Below are 14,644 nucleotides of genomic sequence, written 5' to 3' on the forward strand. Positions count from 1 at the left end.
GAACGATTTTTATGAACATTTGGACGCAACTAGCAGCATTTTCATGTTTTGAAACAGAGCGCCTCTTCTTGAGGCCCTTTCTATATAGTGATGCCGCTGACTTTTATACCATATCCTCCAATCCAGAGAATTTGCCTTTTATTTTCCCAGCACAAACGTCCCTAGAGGAATGCCAGTATGTCTTGGCGAATTATTTTCTAAAGAATCCTTTAGGAATATGGGCGATTTGTGACAAGGGAACAGACCGTGTGATTGGATCGATTAAGTTTGAAAAGTTGGATGAAATTAAGAAAGAAGCAGAACTTGGTTATTTCTTACACAAGGACTATTGGGGTCAAGGCCTCATGACAGAGGTTGTCAAAGAGATTACCTTCTTGTCCTTTCAGGAATTTCATCTCAAACAAGTCCGAATCATTACCCATGTTGAAAATATAGCCAGTCAACAGGTGGCTTTACATGCCGGTTATAGTTTGAAACGGCAATTCAAGGGGAGTGACCGCTATACCCGAAAGATGCGGGATTATTACGAGTTCTGCATAGATAGAGGAGATCTCAATGAGTAAACACCAAGCGATTTTAGATTATTTGGAGAAACTACCCATTGGCAAACGTGTCAGTGTGAGAAGTATCTCGAATTATTTGCAGGTGAGTGATGGGACCGCCTATCGGGCCATTAAAGAAGCTGAAAATCGTGGAATTGTTGAAACGAGACCTCGTAGTGGGACAGTTCGTGTCAAGTCCAAAAAGGCTGTCCTAGAACATCTGACTTTCCGAGAGATTGTAGAAATTACCGGTTCGGAAGTCTTGGCAGGGAAAGAAGGGCTGGAACGAGAGTTCAACAAGTTTTATATCGGGGCCATGACAGAAGAGCATATTTTAGATTATGTCTCTGAAGGTGGACTCCTCATTGTGGGAGACCGGACCAATATCCAGCGTCTGGCCCTCCAACACGACAATGCTGTTCTTGTAACTGGTGGTTTTGACGTCGATCCTTCTATTTTGGAACTGGGTCGCAGTGGTCAAACTCCTATCCTACGTACCAAGCATGATACCTATACTGTTGCGACCATGATCAACCGTGCTCTCGCCAACATGCAAATTAAAACGGATATTTTAACGGTCGAACAAGTCTATTCGCCCATGCATGAATACGGCTTTTTACGGGAAACAGATACCGTACGTGACTATTTAGATTTGGTAAGAAAGAGCCGGTTTAGTCGTTTTCCTGTCGTCAATCAACACCAGATGGTTGTTGGAGTGGTGACCATGCGAGATGCTGGAGACAAGACGCCCCAGACAACTCTGGACAAGGTCATGTCCCGTAGCGTCTTTACGACAAACCTATCCTCTAGTATCGCCAATGTCAGTCAACGCATGATTGCAGAAGATTTTGAGATGATTCCTGTTATTCGCAGCAATCAGACCCTATTAGGGGTTATTACTCGTCGTGCGGTCATGGACCGGATGAGCAAGGAGCAATTGTCGGGCTTGCCAACCTTTAGTGAACAAATCAGTCAAAAAGTGGTTCTTCAAGCCAATCATTTTGAATTGACGGTTGAACCAAGTATGTTAGAAAAGAGTGGTGTTCTCTCGAATGGTGTTCTCACTGAAGTTCTCACAACAGTCACTCGCCAGCTCATGATGAATTCTGGAAAAAATTTAATTATCGAACAGCTCTTGGTCTATTACCTCCAAGCTGTTCAAGTGGACGATACCTTGCGGATTGAAACGCGTATTGTCCGACAGACTAGACGATCGGCTATTATAGATTTTGATTTGTATTTGAATTTACAGTTAGTTACGAAGGCCACCGTCACTTTGAAAATTAATTAGAATGGAAGTAGGAAATAGATGATTACATTGAAATCACAGCGTGAAATCGAAGCCATGGACCGTGCAGGAGACTTTCTTGCTAGTATCCATATTGGCCTTCGGGATTTGATCAAACCAGGTCTCGATCTTTGGGAAGTAGAAGAGTATGTTCGACGTCGCTGTAAAGAAGCCAATGTCTTGCCCCTTCAGATTGGTGTAGAAGGAAGCTTGATGGACTATCCCTATGCGACATGTTGTGGGATCAATGATGAAGTGGCTCACGCCTTTCCTCGCCACTATGTCTTAAAAGACGGTGATCTCTTAAAGGTGGATATGGTCTTGTCTGAACCCTTAGAGAAGTCTGTTGTTGATGTCTCAAAATTAGACTTTGATAATGTCGCACAGGTGAAAAAGTATACAGAAAACTACTCTGGTGGTTTGGCTGATTCTTGTTGGGCCTATGCAGTTGGGAATGTTTCCCAAGAAGTCAAAGATCTCATGGATGTCACCAAAGAATGTCTCTATAGGGGGATTGAACAAGCGGTTGTCGGAAATCGTCTAGGTGATATCGGAGCTGCCATTCAAGAATATGCTGAAAGCAAAGGTTATGGTGTAGTACGCGATTTGGTCGGTCACGGTGTAGGACCAACTATGCATGAAGAACCAATGGTGCCTCATTACGGACGTGCAGGACGTGGCTTGCGCTTACGTGAAGGGATGGTACTCACCATTGAACCAATGATTAATACCGGAACTTGGGAAATCGATACCGATATGAAGACAGGTTGGGCCCACAAAACCCTTGACGGTGGACTTTCTTGTCAGTACGAACATCAGTTTGTTATTACTAAAGATGGACCGGTTATTTTGACCAGTCAAGGCGAAGAAGGAACCTATTAAAATAAGTAGAGAGGAAAGAATGGAGCTGAAGATAAATAACGGTTTCGCTCTTTTCTCTTTTTATGACTTTGTTTAGGGGAGGAAAGATATGAAAAAGTTTCTAAAATGGCTAGGCCAACGACCGTTTATAAAGGGGTTCTTGCGCTTTTATATGGCCTCTGAATCGGACATCACAAGTATAGCAGTGGCCTATTATTTATTGATTTCCATTCTCCCTTTATTGTTGATTGCAGCCAATATTCTCCCTTACTTTCAGATTCGTCCGACTCAGATTTTGCTGACCTTGCGTGAAGTATTACCTGCCTCCATGTACCGCATTGTCTTGCAAGTGATTTCATCAGTGCTTACTAAGCCGTCTACTGGTTTACTGAGTTTCTCCATCATTTCGGCTTTATGGGTCTCCTCACAGTGTATCGCTTACCTGCAGAGAGCCTTCAATAAAAGTTATGGAGTGGAGAAGGAGAGGGGGATTATCTGGTCGAGAATCTTCAGTATTTTGATTAGTTTTGCTCTGCAAGGTCTGTTTGGTCTATCTCTGGTTTTGACCATGTTTGGCCGGATGATTATTCGTTCTGTCTATGAGATTTTTAAGTTTGATGAAAGTATCTACCTTCGTCTCTTAAATATTTCAGGACCTTCGGTTTACTTCCTTCTCTTTTTAACCTTGCTCTTGCTCTATTACACCCTACCCAATATCAAAATTCCTAAGTTTCGCTATGTCTTTCCAGGAGCCATCTTTGTGACAGCAGTCCTTTATTTGACCTTGAATATTTTCTGGAAATATGTTGATCACTACATCACGAGTTTCCTAGATGCTCGTTTCTTCGGGTCAGTCCTTTTAGCAATCATTATGTTCTGGTTTATCCTGGTAGCTAAGGTGTTGATTATTGGCTGTATCTTAAATGCTAGTATTCAATATGCGATTGAAGCGAGATTTGAAACAAAAGATGGGGATGTGGTAGCCAAGTACAAGTCTTCTAAGGTAGCTTTTCACCAAAAGGAAGCTTCTCTCAAGCGTCGTTTCCATCTTAAAAACTTGAGAAAAAAACAGGACTGATGTTAAAGAATAAAATAGGAGCAAGCCGGTTTTCAGCCGGCTTTTTTCTGGTTGTTATTTTTGTTGCATTTGCAATAAAAATATGATAGAATCATTCATAAAGAAAGGAGGAACAGATGAAGGTTCTAAGAGAGATTGGCATCATAGCCCGAGCCTTAGATTCGATTGCCAATATTGAGTTCCGAGATTTGGATCTGGCAAGAGGTCAATACCTATATTTAGTACGGATCGGGGAGCAACCAGGGATCATTCAAGAGGAGTTATCCGATTTATTAAAAGTGGATCGCTCAACAGTAGCCCGCTCTGTTAAAAAATTAGCTGATAAAGGTCTCATCCGAGAATTAACTGATTCTTCCAATCAAAAGATAAAAAAATGGATTCTAACGGAAAAGGGACAAGCGCTTTATCCTTTTATCCTTGCTGAGCATGCTTATTCTGAGAAGACTGCCTTAAAGGGATTTTCAAAGCCAGAAATCCTTCAACTAGAAGAATGGCTTGCTAAAATGAGTAAAAATGTTGCAGCGGATTGGGAGCTAGTGAAAAAAGGTCGAAAAAGAAATTATAGTGAGGAAAAGAAATGAAAGTTACAGTAGATCAAGCATTTTGGGACTTGTTTCCCCAAGCACAAGTAGTGGTGATGACAGTAGAAGGTATCGACAATCATGTTGACGAGAGCAAGGATCCTTATTTTAAGGATCTGCTCGACAAGGGAATCGTACGATCAAAAGAATATATTGATGAAGATCAGTTCACTGCTAGTCCAGTCGTTCAGGAATGGCGTCAGGCTTTTACTAAATTTAAGACCAAAAAAGGTGCACGTTCGTCAATCGAAGCCTTATTGAAACGTGTGTCGCAAGGACGGGAGTTTTATCCCATTAATCCTTTGGTTGATCTCTACAATAGTGTTTCGCTAGCCTATGCTATCCCCTGTGGTGGTGAGGATATGGAAAAGATAGCTGGAGGCTTATCTTTAGGAAAAGCCAAGGGGGGAGAGCCATTCTTCCCGCTAGGAGCGGAGGAGGATGCTCCAGCTTTGCCGGAAGAGATTATCTATTATGATCAAGAGGGAGCTGTTTGCCGTTGTTTAAACTGGCGGGAAGCCCAAAGAACCATGCTGACAGAAGAAACGCGACAGGCTATTCTTGTGATGGAGGCAGTGACTGAAGAGCAAGCAGAACGGGCCAAAGAAGCGATGGACGAATTAAAAGGCTTGGTCAAGGACTATTTTGGTGTGGAAGGAAAAATCTCTTATTTGAGCGCCCAAGAAGCTAGTCTGGAAGTATAAAAAATACCGTCAGAGCCATAAGAGTTCTGACGGTTTTTCTGTGTATAATGAGATGTCATCTCTTATTTCGGAAGACAAATAGTTTACTGAAAACATAGTTCAAAATGACAATCATAAATTGGGCGGCAAAGGTTTCGATGGTATTGATAGCCGTCCGATTCATATTAACGAACTGACCGATGATTTGTGGATACTGGGTTACAAAGATGGTAGTCATCAGGAGGTCCAGCACCAGTGTCCCCATTCTAGCAAAAGAGAAGACAATTAACCGTTTCAACCAGCCTTTTCTTTCTTGTTTAAAGACAATAGTATCATTGGTAGCAAAGGCAAAAAGTATTCCTGAAATATTTCCAATCAAGGTAGCTAGTTGTTCCTGGTCTGTCAGTTGGAAAACAATCAGCCGAGTAGCAACAGAAACAATCGTTGTAGCAACACCAAAAATCAGGTAGGCTAAGATTTCATTATCAAAGATTCGATGGACTAGTTTTTTCATACAATTAGTCTATCATAATTCCCTTATTTGTGCTATACTTATAAAGTTGATTTGTTGAATGCAACTCGTTCAGATGAACTTCATTAGCAAAAATCAACCCTTGGTGCTTAGCTTCTTTCACCAAGCATATTAGACGCGGGAAAACCGCTAAAGGAGAAAACGATGAAAAACTATACTGTTCGTGACTTGGCACAGATTGCCTTAGTTGCAGCTCTCTATGTGGCCTTGACCATTACGCCCCCGTTGAATGCCATCGGAAGCAACGAGATCCAATTTCGTGTTTCTGAAATGCTCAACTTCATGGCTTTCTACAATCGGAAATACATTTGGTCCGTTACCATTGGGTGTATGATTTCTAACTTCTTGAGTTATGGAATCGTCGACGTGATCGTTGGTGGTGGATCTACCTTGGTCTTCGTTACACTTGGAGTCTATCTTTTTAAACGCTATGAAAAGACAGATCTCTTTAATGGATGGATTCGCAAGGACCATTTCTTATTCTCAATTTTCTTTGCCCTCTCTATGTTCACGATTGCCCTAGAATTGCATATTCTAAACAAAACACCATTCTTCTTGAATTGGTTGACAACTGGTTTGGGTGAATTTGCTTCCCTGATTGTCGGAGCTATTTTGATCAAAAAGATTGCCCAACGAATTGATTTGACTCAATAATTCACTAGAGAGTGGGACAGAAATCGGAAATTCGTTAGAATACGATTTCGTCGTCCCACCTCCGCACAGTTGAGTAGGGCTGTAAAAGCTGATGAAATTAGCGTAGTAGAGCCCACTCAACAACTGCGTCTTGCTCGATAATCCAAAGACAATTGAGAGGCTAGGACTTTTGTCCCAGCCTCTTTTTTGATGTCCAGACCGATTCCGATCTCTTTTGAAAAACGATATTTTTTCGCATGTGAAGTAGTCAGAAAGGCCACAGTAAAGCGTTTTTATGGTAGAATAGAGATATGGAAACCAGAATAAAAGAGTTAGTAAACTTATTAAACAAATATGCAGAAGAATATTATACAAAAGATGCTCCTTCCGTATCAGATTATGAGTACGACCAGCTTTATCGGGAACTGGTTGCGTTAGAGGAAGCTCATCCAGAATTGGTCCAACCCAATAGTCCAACCCATCGGGTCGGAGGAACTATTCTCAAAGGATTTGAAAAATACCAGCATACTTACCCGCTTTATAGCTTACAGGACGCCTTCTCCTATGAAGAATTGGTGGCCTTTGACCAACGGGTTCGTAAGGAATTTCCATCTGTCACCTATGTATGTGAGTTAAAAATAGATGGCCTATCTATTTCACTTTCTTATGTCGATGGTGTTCTTGAAACGGGTGCTACACGGGGGGATGGGAGCATTGGAGAAAATATCACAGAAAACCTCAAGCGAGTTCGCGATATTCCTCTAGTCTTACCGGAACCTCTTACCTTAACCGTTCGAGGAGAATGTTATATGCCCCGTGCGTCTTTTGATGCCGTAAATTTGTCCCGCCAAGAAAATGGAGAGGCAGAGTTTGCGAATCCTCGAAATGCGGCAGCCGGTACTCTTAGACAGTTGGACACAAAGATTGTTGCAGAGCGCAAGCTCGCGACCTTCCTCTACCAGGAAGCTAGTCCTACTGATCAAGCGACCCAAGAGAAGGTATTAGCCAAATTAAACCGTCTCGGTTTTGTTGTCAATCCTCATCACAAGACAGCGACTAGTATCGAGCAAGTCTGGGCCTATATTCAAGAAGTGGCAGCCATGCGCGACCAACTTCCTTATGATATCGATGGGGTCGTGATTAAGGTGAATGACTTGGCTGTCCAAGAAGAACTTGGCTTTACCGTCAAGGCTCCAAAATGGGCAGTGGCTTACAAATTCCCAGCTGAGGAGAAAGAAGCGAAACTCTTGTCAGTTGATTGGACAGTCGGTCGGACAGGAGTGGTGACACCAACGGCTAATTTGACGCCAGTTCAGTTAGCAGGTACGACGGTCAGTCGAGCTACCCTCCATAATGTGGATTACATTGCTGAGAAAGATATTCGCAAAGATGATACGGTCATTGTTTATAAGGCCGGGGACATTATCCCAGCTGTCTTGCGAGTTGTCATGGATAAACGAGTATCGGAAGAAAGATTAGAGATTCCGAGTCACTGTCCGAGTTGTCAGAGCGAGCTCCTTCATTTTGAAGATGAAGTGGCCTTGCGTTGTATCAATCCTCGCTGTCCGGCTCAAATAAAAGAAGGACTCGCCCACTTTGCCAGCCGTGATGCCATGAACATTACAGGCTTGGGGCCAGCAGTGGTTGAAAAACTGTTTGCTAAAGAACTGGTTCAAGATGTAGCAGGTATTTATCGCTTGACCGTGGATGATCTCTTACAATTGGATGGCTTTAAAGAAAAATCTGCTCAAAAATTAGTAGATGCGATCCAGTCATCAAAGGGAAATTCTGCTGAAAAACTATTGTTTGGACTGGGAATTCGTCATGTGGGAAGTAAGGCTAGCCAGCTCTTGCTCCAGGAATTCCATTCCATTCCAGCCTTAGCAGAGGCAGAGGTTGAAAAGATTGCGGCGATAGACAGTTTAGGAATGGTGGTTGCAGAAAGTCTCAAGCGTTACTTTGCTTTAGAAGGTTCTCAACTTCTTTTAGAAGAGCTTAAGGATGCTGGGGTAAACTTAGATTACCTAGGTCAAAAGGTTGCGGCAGATGCACCATTGTCTGGTAAAACAGTTGTCTTAACCGGTAAACTGGAACGTCTGACACGTTCGGAAGCTAAGGCTAAATTAGAAGCCTTAGGGGCTAAAGTTACAGGCTCCGTGTCTAAGAAAACAGACCTATTAGTTGCAGGTAGCGATGCGGGAAGTAAATTAAGCAAAGCGCAGGAATTATCGATTGAAATACAGGATGAAGCCTGGCTTGAAAGTTTATAGAGGCATGTATGGAAAATAAGATGAAAAAAGCACGAGTGATATATAATCCGACTTCTGGTCAGGAAATCATTAAAAAGAACATCGCAGAAGTCTTGGATGTGTTAGAGGATGTAGGCTACGAAACAAGTGCCTATCAGACCACTCCTGAGCCCTTATCAGCCCAGTTAGAAGCAGAGCGAGCTGCAAAAGCCGGTTTTGATTTGATCGTTGCTGCTGGAGGAGATGGGACCATTAATGAGGTGGTCAATGGGGTTGCTAGCCTCGAACACCGTCCAAAGATGGCTTTTATACCTACTGGTACAACCAATGATTACGCACGTGCTCTGAAGATTCCGATGGGAGACCCAGTTGCAGCTGCACGGATCATTGAGAAGAATCAAACCATTCAGATGGATATCGGACGTGCTTACGGAAGTAAATATTTTATCAATATTGCCGCTGCAGGGACTTTGTCTGAATTGACCTTTAGTGTGCCGAGTGAGGTGAAGTCGCGCTATGGCTACTTTGCTTATGTAGCGGAGGCAGTGAAGAAGTTCCCTAAGAATAAAACCCGCAAGGTGCGGATTGAGCACGACAATGGGGTCTATGTTGGACCAGTTTCGCTTGTCTTCGTGGCTTTGACCAATTCAATCGGCGGCTTTGAAAGTGTGGCACCAGATGCTAAACTTGATGATGGGAATTTCACCTTGATTTTAGTGAAAACCGCTAAATTATTTGATATGTTGTCCCTCATTATGCAAGCCGTTAATGGTGGAAAACACGTCAACGATTCAAATATTGAATACCTCAAGACTTCTAAATTGAAGATTGAAGTTTTGGACAACAAGGAAGAGTTTAAAATCAATTTAGATGGTGAATATGGTGGCGATACGCCAGTAGAACTGGAAGTCTTTCACAATCACTTAGAATTTTTCGCCAACATCGATGAAATTAATGACGATGCCTTGGTCCATTCAGAATACAAATCAGAAGAATAATGGAGACATATTGCTGAGAGTGGGCAATGCCAGTTTCTTCTTACTTAGTTAATTAGGAAATAGGAAATACAATACGATGCATCAGTATCAAGTAAAAATCCACTACCATCATCCCGTAGGTGACTATTTTGCCCGTGATATGTGGAAGTGGCATGAAGGAGTATGGGGAGAGGAAGTCTCCTTCTCCAAGCTCGATTATTTTGGAGTTGAGGGGCTCCTAGTTTATAACTGTGAGACACCTCAACACATTGGCCATGTCATCATCAAGGAAGGAAACTGGCTTAGTCAGTCGGATGAATACCATATTGAGCTTTTGCCAGAAGGGAAAGTGCGGGAAGTCTGGTTGATTCAAGGAGATGACACCGTTTATTATTCCTTGCAGGCTGCAATGACCAGTCATGAATACAGCCGTCGGAAGCCACACGCTTTTGATATGGCGACTCATTACCAGGAATTTGATGCCAAATGGGGCTATCAGGGTTGGTTGGGATATCGCCAGCAAGATGATGATTACCGCTTTAAACTTTGGGCACCTACTGCCAATAAAGTAGACCTTCTTATCTATGATTCTGTCGCCAATGACAGCAAGGTCTGGAAGGTTGTCCCAATGGTTCGTGGTCAGAGAGAATCTAGCGACCATGTTCGCAATAACTGTGGTGTCTGGTATGCAGATGTCATGGGAAACCTCAGTGGACTAGCCTATCAGTATAAGGTTTATTTTGATTACCATACAGAGGTTGCGCGTGATCCTTATACGATCGCTACCAGTGAAAATGGTAAAAAATCTGCCATTCTTTCTCATCAGGATTGCATCTTCCCCGCCTTTCAGTCAGAAGCTTATGAAAAGGCTGACTGGCGTCTGGATAATCCTTGTCAGGCGGTTGTCTATGAAATGCACGTCCGGGATTTGACCATCTCTCCAACTTCCGGTGTGGATGAAGCCTATCGAGGAACCTACCGAGGAGCTCACCAGACTGGGACAAAGAACGCCCAAGGGGATGCCACAGCCTTTGACTATATCAAGGAATTAGGGGTCAATGTAGTTCAACTGCAACCAGTGACCGACCGCTATAAGACCTATGATGAAGACGGGAATGTCCTCTACAATTGGGGCTATGATGTGCAGAATTACTCTGCTCCAGAGACTAGTTACTCGACCAAACCTCACGATCCTAAGACCACCATGCGCGAGTTAAAAGAAATGATACACGCCTATCATGAAGCGGGTATTTCGGTAGTCATGGATGTGGTCTATAATCATATCTATTCGACAGAAGATGGAGCTTTCCAAACAACTGTTCCTGATTATTACTACCGGATGAATCCAAATGGATCCTTCCAAAATGGTACAGGAGTTGGGAATGAGACGGCCAGTGAGCATGAGATGTACCGCAAATTCATGATTGATTCCTTGACGTATTGGGTAACAGAATATAAGATTGATGGTTTCCGCTTTGACTTAATGGGGATTCACGATGTGGATACTATGAATGAAATCCGTGAAGCCATGGACGCGATTGATCCACGGATTCTCCTTTATGGAGAAGGTTGGGATATGGGGACAGGATTGGCTCCAGAAGATAAGGCCAAAAAGGACAATGCTTATCAAATGGCCCAAGTCGGTTTCTTTAATGATACCTCTCGAGATGCCATAAAGGGAGCTGAAGTCTTCGGATCCATCAAACGTGGGTATGTCAGTCGGAAGTCTACAGAAGATATCATTGCGCGCTCCGTACTTGGAAGTGCAGAGTTGGGATCTTTCTTAACCCCAAGTCAGGTCCTCAACTATGTAGAATCCCATGATAACTATAACCTCTATGATTTACTTTCTTATGTCCATCCAAATGATTCTCATGAAAAAATTAAGAAGCAGGTAGAAATGGCGACAGCCATGAATCTCCTCTTCCAAGGGATGGCCTTTATGCAGCTTGGACAAGAGTTCCTACGAACCAAACTAGTTGCAACGGGCGAAGATGGCGAAGTGACACAGGAAGATCGAGAACGGGCTATGAATTCTTATAATGCGCCTGATGCCGTCAACCAAGTCAATTGGGATTTAGTATCTGTCAACAAGGATACAATCGAATATGTTCGTCAAATCATCCATTTGAAGAAGACCCTACCTGCCTTGTCCCTCGAATCTTATGAGGAGATTTATCAACATGTCTTTGTACATACTGCCGATATGGGTAGTGGTGTTGTGGTCTTTGAATTGACCTGGGATAAACACTATTATGTTATCTTTAACACCAGTGGACTACCATTCTATCTCCAGAACGCAAATCATCTTGAGCTCCTTGTTGGAAATAGCCGAAACAAACGTCCATTCTATGTAGAGAATTTAACAGCATCTGTCTTTGAATGGAAGAAATGAGAGTGGGACAGAAATCGGTAATTCGTTAGAATTCGATTTCGTCGTCCCACCTCCGCACAGTTGAGTAGGGCTGTAAAAGCTGATGAAATCAGCGTAGTAGAGCCCACTCAACCACTGCGTCTTGCTCGACAATCCAAAAATAATTGAGAGGCTAGGACTTTTGTCCCAATCTTATTTCAAATAGAAGATAATGCCCTCTTAAAAACTTTCCTTAGGTGAGTACGGAGGTTAGGTGAAATTATCCAGTGGATGATTTCAGCAATCCAGGAAGTTCCAAGACTTAGTTTTGAACCTAAAGTTTCAAAACTCCCGAGTACTTGAAACACTATGTTTCAAGTACTTTTCTCGCAGCGGAAAGTTTTAGATTTGCTTTAATAATCCAAGGTAATAGAAGTGTTTTTTGAAAAACAGTCCAGCTTCCTTAAAGTAAAAACAGTTTGTCTATATTCAAAAATAAGATTGGGAGGTCCCAATCTTATTTTTTTTCTGATGAAGATGAGCTTGAGCTACTTGAGCTGGAATCTTCACTTGAAGAAGATGAACTGAACTGTTCAGGGTGTAGTTCCTTATAGCTTGGCGCTTTGAAGAGATCAACGGTTGATTGATTGCCTCTTTGGCTATAGAGGCTGGTTGAGGCATCCCCTTTTTCTTTTTCAATTTTCTTCAATGCTTTCATCGAGTTATTGTAGGAGTAGTCATCTGGGTTGACTTTTCCAAGATTATTTCCTGTATAGAATCGTAAGAGGTCTCCTGTTTGGATACTATCACTAATCTTGAGTTGTAGATTCGCTGCCTCACGGATTTTATCCAGTTGCTCTTTCGTTGATTCGTCTGGATTGGTGATTTCTTCACCAGTCTTGGTGTAATAGGTTCGGCCACTGTAACTTGTATACTCAGGAGTCACAAAGTAGTTAGCAGAACGGAAAGCTACGATTTGGCTATGATTTGGAGATAACAAGTCTTGACCAACTTGAAGGAAGTTCTTAGAATCAATGCCTAACAAGTGTTCCAATGTTGGAAGCATATCAATCTCTCCACCATAGGTCTCAATGACTTTTCCCTTGTTCATACCAGGAATGACCACCATATACGGTACACGTTGCAACATGGCATTGTCATAACTTGACCAAGTTTCAGAGTTCTTATCTAGCAAAGGAGCCAGAGCTGGATTTCGAGAATTAGAAATACCGTAGTGGTCCCCGTACAGAACAATAATGGAGTTCTCATAAAGACCAGAAGCTTTAAGATAATCGAAGAAGGCCTTGATGGAAGCATCCAAGTAGTTGGCTGTTGCAAAATAGCCATTAATGGTTTCATCTTGCGTCTCTGCAAGAGGGAAGCCGATTTCGTCCCCAATCAGACTCGTCGTATAAGGATAGTGGTTGGAAACGGTAATGAACTTAGTATAAAACGGTTGTTGCATGTGTTCCAAGTACTTGATGGAATCCTTCAACATGATCTTATCATTAAGTCCATACTGGAAGGAGTTGGTATCATCTTGCTTGGTAAAATAGGAGGCATCAAAGAAGTAATGGTAGCCCCATTGTTTGTAAGCTGTATTACGGTTCCAGAAGCTTCCGGCATTTCCGTGGAAAACTGCACTGGATTGGTAGCCATTCTTAGAAAGAATGAAAGGAGCTGCTTGCTGAGTATTGGTCCCACCGTAGTTCACCATAAAGGAACCTTGGTTCAAACCGAACAAGCCCGTTTCAATCATGGTCTCTGCATCCGATGTTTTACCAGCTTTTACCTGGTTGAAGACATTGGCAAATGCAAAGGTTTCGTTTGAATGGTAGAGCGAGTTGATAAAAGGGGTCACTTCGTATTCTTTGCCATCGACTTTCAATTTATAGTCGATCAAGAATTGTTGGAAGCTTTCCAAGTGGATATAGATAACATTACGACCTTTAGCAAGACCAAAGGTTTCAGGGTTTGGTTGAGCATAATGGCTAGCAACATACTCTTCAACTGGCTTCAAGTCAACCTCAGAAGCCTTTGATCGTTCTTTATTGGCCATGTAAGTCTGGTTGGCACTGTAACCCAAAAAGGCAGGTAAACCAAGCGCACGAACCACATAGTAGTTGGAGAAGCCACGCGTTAACAATTCCGGACGGTCAATCTCTGCCAAGAAAAGGTTGGCCGAGAAGAGCATAGCAGAGAGCGAAGTCACTGCAAAACTTGCCCGTTTGTTAAAGGGACGGTGATCTAGTTTGACCAATTTCTTTAAGAAGAGGAAAGCTAGAATCGGGAAGTCTAACACATAGATAATATCCCAGGGACGGAATAATTCTAAGGCTGCAGCTCCAAGACCGGCGGAAACCTTACTAGAGGCCAGCATGGTATTAACCGTTACGAAGTCTGTAAACTCACGATAATAAATCGAGTTGGAAATCAACCAGATAAATAAAATGACATAGATGCTAAAAGATAGCAAATAAAAGAGTTTGGTTCTTTTAATATAAAAAGCGAGACCAATCAATAAGAGGCTTAAGGGTATCGGGTTAATGACTGCAAGAAAAACCTGATAGAAGCCTTGAATATCTAAATTAAAGTCTACTGTATAGGCCCACATGGTTTTAAACCAATAAAGCAACAGTAGGGTAAAGACAAATCCTAGTCTGGTACTCATAGCATCGAGTATCGTTTTGGTAATTTTTTTCACAAAAATATACTTCCTTGCCTTATTTCCTAAAAATTTTCTTACAACAGTATACCATAATTTAAAACGTTTTGAAAATAAAGCAAGCAGATTAAAGGCGACAGAAAGTATAAGATTGAGATTTGTCTTTCATTACTAAACAAAAAGAGGGAGAATGTTTAAAAAG

The 14,644-nt window shown here is 42.3% G+C and carries 12 protein-coding genes and 1 riboswitch; of the genes, 10 read left to right on the forward strand and 2 right to left on the reverse strand.

The window, feature by feature from the left end; all coding sequences use genetic code 11:
- Positions 1-11 precede the first annotated feature (11 nt).
- The 6 genes from ACOXXR_RS03670 to ACOXXR_RS03695 all read left to right on the forward strand — a co-directional run bounded on the left by ACOXXR_RS03670 (position 12) and on the right by ACOXXR_RS03695 (position 5,054).
- Positions 12-563: a GNAT family N-acetyltransferase gene (locus ACOXXR_RS03670; RefSeq protein WP_048688090.1), complete on the forward strand. Its 552-nt coding sequence runs from the start codon at positions 12-14 to the stop codon at positions 561-563.
- Positions 556-1,833, forward strand: coding sequence for a CBS-HotDog domain-containing transcription factor SpxR (gene spxR / locus ACOXXR_RS03675; protein WP_006596063.1), 1,278 nt, complete (start codon positions 556-558; stop codon positions 1,831-1,833). The genes ACOXXR_RS03670 and spxR overlap by 8 nt, the downstream gene beginning before the upstream one ends.
- 18 nt (positions 1,834-1,851) lie before the next feature.
- On the forward strand, positions 1,852-2,712 hold the full coding sequence (locus ACOXXR_RS03680) for a methionyl aminopeptidase (RefSeq protein WP_287515926.1): 861 nt from the start codon (positions 1,852-1,854) through the stop codon (positions 2,710-2,712).
- Between the two features lie 88 nt (positions 2,713-2,800).
- Positions 2,801-3,769, forward strand: a complete 969-nt coding sequence (locus tag ACOXXR_RS03685) for a YihY/virulence factor BrkB family protein (RefSeq protein ID WP_006596065.1) — start codon at positions 2,801-2,803, stop codon at positions 3,767-3,769.
- Positions 3,770-3,885: 116 nt separating this feature from the next.
- Complete coding sequence (locus tag ACOXXR_RS03690; RefSeq protein WP_287515927.1) at positions 3,886-4,350, forward strand: MarR family winged helix-turn-helix transcriptional regulator; 465 nt, start codon at positions 3,886-3,888, stop codon at positions 4,348-4,350.
- Positions 4,347-5,054 carry a B3/B4 domain-containing protein gene (locus tag ACOXXR_RS03695; RefSeq protein ID WP_414293495.1) on the forward strand — a complete coding sequence of 236 codons (708 nt, stop codon included), beginning with the start codon at positions 4,347-4,349 and terminating at the stop codon, positions 5,052-5,054. Before ACOXXR_RS03690 ends, ACOXXR_RS03695 begins: the two co-directional genes overlap by 4 nt.
- Positions 5,055-5,109: 55 nt before the next feature.
- Here ACOXXR_RS03695 and ACOXXR_RS03700 read toward each other — a convergent pair whose 3' ends face one another.
- Positions 5,110-5,547 carry a GtrA family protein gene (locus ACOXXR_RS03700; protein ID WP_287515929.1) on the reverse strand — a complete coding sequence of 146 codons (438 nt, stop codon included), beginning with the start codon at positions 5,545-5,547 and terminating at the stop codon, positions 5,110-5,112.
- Between the two features lie 28 nt (positions 5,548-5,575).
- A riboswitch (PreQ1 riboswitch) is annotated at positions 5,576-5,712 on the forward strand.
- Between ACOXXR_RS03700 and ACOXXR_RS03705 the strand changes: the two genes are divergently transcribed.
- From ACOXXR_RS03705 to pulA, 4 genes are all read left to right on the forward strand, one after another.
- Positions 5,710-6,219 carry a QueT transporter family protein gene (locus tag ACOXXR_RS03705; protein WP_048716949.1) on the forward strand — a complete coding sequence of 170 codons (510 nt, stop codon included), beginning with the start codon at positions 5,710-5,712 and terminating at the stop codon, positions 6,217-6,219. Its footprint overlaps the riboswitch before it by 3 nt.
- A 290-nt stretch (positions 6,220-6,509) precedes the next feature.
- On the forward strand, positions 6,510-8,468 hold the full coding sequence (ligA, locus tag ACOXXR_RS03710; protein WP_445278756.1) for an NAD-dependent DNA ligase LigA: 1,959 nt from the start codon (positions 6,510-6,512) through the stop codon (positions 8,466-8,468).
- Positions 8,469-8,476: 8 nt separating this feature from the next.
- Positions 8,477-9,445 (forward strand): diacylglycerol kinase family lipid kinase, encoded by a 969-nt coding sequence (locus tag ACOXXR_RS03715; protein WP_414282206.1) that lies wholly within the window; start codon positions 8,477-8,479, stop codon positions 9,443-9,445.
- A gap of 76 nt (positions 9,446-9,521) precedes the next feature.
- Positions 9,522-11,819: a type I pullulanase gene (gene pulA, locus ACOXXR_RS03720; protein WP_445278757.1), complete on the forward strand. Its 2,298-nt coding sequence runs from the start codon at positions 9,522-9,524 to the stop codon at positions 11,817-11,819.
- Between the two features lie 475 nt (positions 11,820-12,294).
- Here pulA and ACOXXR_RS03725 read toward each other — a convergent pair whose 3' ends face one another.
- Entirely contained in the window at positions 12,295-14,481 is a 2,187-nt protein-coding gene (locus ACOXXR_RS03725) for an LTA synthase family protein (protein WP_445278758.1), read from the reverse strand.
- Positions 14,482-14,644 lie beyond the last annotated feature (163 nt).

The organism is Streptococcus sp. KHUD_013, from assembly GCF_052588545.1.